Annotated in this window: 1 protein-coding gene; it reads left to right on the forward strand. The window is 49.0% G+C overall.

Annotated elements, in window-relative coordinates; genetic code table 11:
- Positions 1-3298: carboxypeptidase regulatory-like domain-containing protein (locus tag LHW48_00290; protein ID MCB5258900.1), on the forward strand; the 3298-nt coding region annotated here is incomplete at both ends.

Raw genomic sequence — 3298 nt, forward strand, 5'->3', positions numbered from 1 at the left:
ATGGCACCCTCGGCGGCAGGGACTCTGTCCGGCACTTTCCCCAAAACCACTTTCATCATGGTTCCGCTCAGCGATGAACCCATGTTTGTGGTTTCACCTCCCGAGCAAGATTTTGGCACGGTACTGGTTTCTTCCAGTGCCCATCAGAATTTCTTCATTGCCAATGCCGGTGGAGGAACTTTGGGAATCAACAGCATTTCCATCACTGGAGATGACGCCTTTACTTTGACGGATGTCCCGGATTTGCCGGCGAGTCTGACTACAGGCAGCACCCTGGTCTTTGGTCTGGACTTTAGCCCCACGGCTGCAGGTGTGCATACTGCACAGATATCCATAACCGACAACATTACCCGTGAAGTGCACACTATAGAAATTACTGGTAACGGCTATGACGCCACTATCTACAGTTTACCATTCTTGGAAAACTGGGATACAGCCACAGTGCCAAATTTCCCTCTGGGCTGGTCTTACATACACAATAGCACTGCCAGCTCTTCCTATCTGAGAACCAGTACCAGCAGCCCTCACAGCGCACCAAACTGCGTACAGATGGCAAACTCCAATGATACTTCGGCAGAATTGATCCTGATTTCACCGATTATCGACAATACGATTGATATCAACAGTATCCGGGTGAAACTCATGATGAAAGGAGACACCGACCATCTGATTCAGATTGGCACGATCGTGGACCCTGCCGATCCCACCACCTTTGAATTATGTGAAGGGGTCACAGTGCCGACCGGTTGGGCAGAATACACTGTCAACCTAACCGCTCATACCGGTACCGGTCGATACATCGCTATCCGGCACGGTCTGTTCAGCACTTACGACACTACTTACATAGATGATATTATTTTTGAAGAGATCGCTCCGAACGACTTGGCCGCAGCTTCTATAACAGGCAACACAAGTCCCAATGTAAACACTGCTACAAACTACATCGTGAATGTATATAACAATGGCACTGCCCCCCAATCTGTCTATCAAGTTCAGATTCTGGACGATGAAGACACCGTCCTGGCCTCAGGAGCTGGAACAGAGGTTGCTCCTGGCGAGACAGCAGGTATCACTCTTAGTCATACTTTTACTACAGAAGGTGCTCATACAATCAAGGGTAAAGTGATCCTGGCCGGTGACGTAAATCCCGCTAACGATGAAACTGATCTACTCACAATTTCCGTGATGGAGGAGGGCCTGCTGGTTGCCGGAATTGGCAGCGGCACATCCGCAAATACCACCACAGGTGGTCCGGCACCTTACGGCACTTTCTACAAAGCCTTCCGTCAACAATTGCTTTACAAAGCAGACGATTTCTTCGCTGCCGGCGCTGCTCCGGGGATGATTTCTGCTCTTGCTTTCAACGTGCAGGATCTGGATACTTGTGGACCCATGACGAACTATAGAATTCGTCTGAAACATACAGATCAAGCAGCTCTCACTACCACTTTTGAACTTGGTGATTATACCACAGTGTGGCAGAGAAATACATTTATGCCCACCCTTGATTGGAACGTTCATAACCTTGACACTCCTTTCATGTGGGATGGCGCTTCAAATCTGATCGTGGAAATAGTTACCGATGTGATACCAGACGCCTGGGCTCACAATGCTTTAGTTTATATGAGTGCTACCGATTATGCCAGTTCACTGCGCTATCAGAGTGACTCCAATAATGGCCTTACCGGAACTACCGGTACAACCTCTACGAATCGCTCCAACATCCGTTTCTACATGATGATCGAAGGCATGGGATCGCTTTCCGGCACTGTTACTGCCGCTGGCAGTCCCCTGGCAGATGTGGAAATCAGTGTAAATGATACTATCTTCGAAACTACTACTTCCGCCTCAGGTCAATATAACTTCCCGTTCCTGGCGGAAGGAGCTCATACCCTCACTGCTCATAAGATCGGTTATGAAGACGAGCATGTGAACTTTACCATTGTAGAAGATGAAGAGACTATCGTCAATATCAGCATGACCGAATCCGCTTCTGTCAATGTGACCGGTACCGTGACGGGCAGCGATGCCCCGAGCGTGCCGCTGAGTGATGTAGAAGTGACTCTCTCGGGTGTGCTGAACTATACTGCCTATGGCAACGATGCAGGTCAATTCACGGTAGAGAACGTCCTTTCCGGAAATACCTATAACTACGTCATATTCAGACCTGGATACCAGGCTGCTACAGGCTCCATCACAGTCGGTTCGACTGATTACGATATGGGTAATACCATTCTGGAAGAGCTCACTCTGCCGCCTTCTGCCATCACCGCTACGGTGAATGATGCAGAGACTGCAGTTAATCTGATTTGGGGCGCTCCCGGAACCCCCGGGAACTTCTACTTCTTCGATTTCGAGAATGACGACGGTGGCTGGGTAGCTTCCTCAAATTGGACTGGTGCTTCTTTGCCAAATTACCCGGAAGGTGACTGGCAATGGAATAACACCTACAATGCTGCAAACTACAACTCTGCAGGTGGAAGCGACCCACAAAATCCCCCTCAAACTGCATACTCCGGAACCGGCATGTGGGGAACTAATATTTATGGTCCCTATACAAATTGCGCAGTATCAGGAGAGCGATCTTACCTGAGGCAGACCTTTGATCTTAGTACTTTTGCTGATCCTGTGTTAAACTTCTGGCATTATATGGATGGGTATAATACCTGGGATTATGGTGAAGTTCTGGTGAATGGAAATGTAGTATGGGGAACCAGTGCTGCGGCTGTATTTATGCCCTGGCAAGAACTTACTATAGACCTATCAGCTTATGAAAACCTGACAGACGCTGAGATCAGCTTTGAATGGTCATCCACAACGGTGGTAAACTATGCCGGTTGGTATATAGACGATGTTTACATCGGCCCTGCGGGTCTGTTAGACCGTAGTTCTCAGTTTGCCGCTAATCCAGGTAATTTCATAACCCCCATCAGGCTGCCTGCCAATCAGCTGGCGGAAGAAAGGGCCAGCCTGAACGCTCCCAAGAAGATAGCAGACAGCTTCAGACAGCCAATGTCAAGACCTCCCAGACGATCAAGACAGAATCCCTCCCGTCTCCCTGTGGGATACAAGGTCTGGCGCTTTGAATACGGACAGGAGAATACTCCCGCTCAGTGGGTCTCGCTGACCCCAGCCATGATTACCGATACTACTTTCACAGACCCCGCCTGGCCAAGCTTCCCCGATGGAGTTTATAGATGGGCTGTGAAAACGATCTATACTAATGATGTAGAATCGAATCCCGGCTTCTCAAATACCATCCGTAAACAGCCAAATGACATGTCTGCGCTATCCATTA

This window comes from Candidatus Cloacimonadota bacterium (assembly GCA_020532355.1).
Lineage (GTDB): Bacteria > Cloacimonadota > Cloacimonadia > Cloacimonadales > Cloacimonadaceae > UBA5456.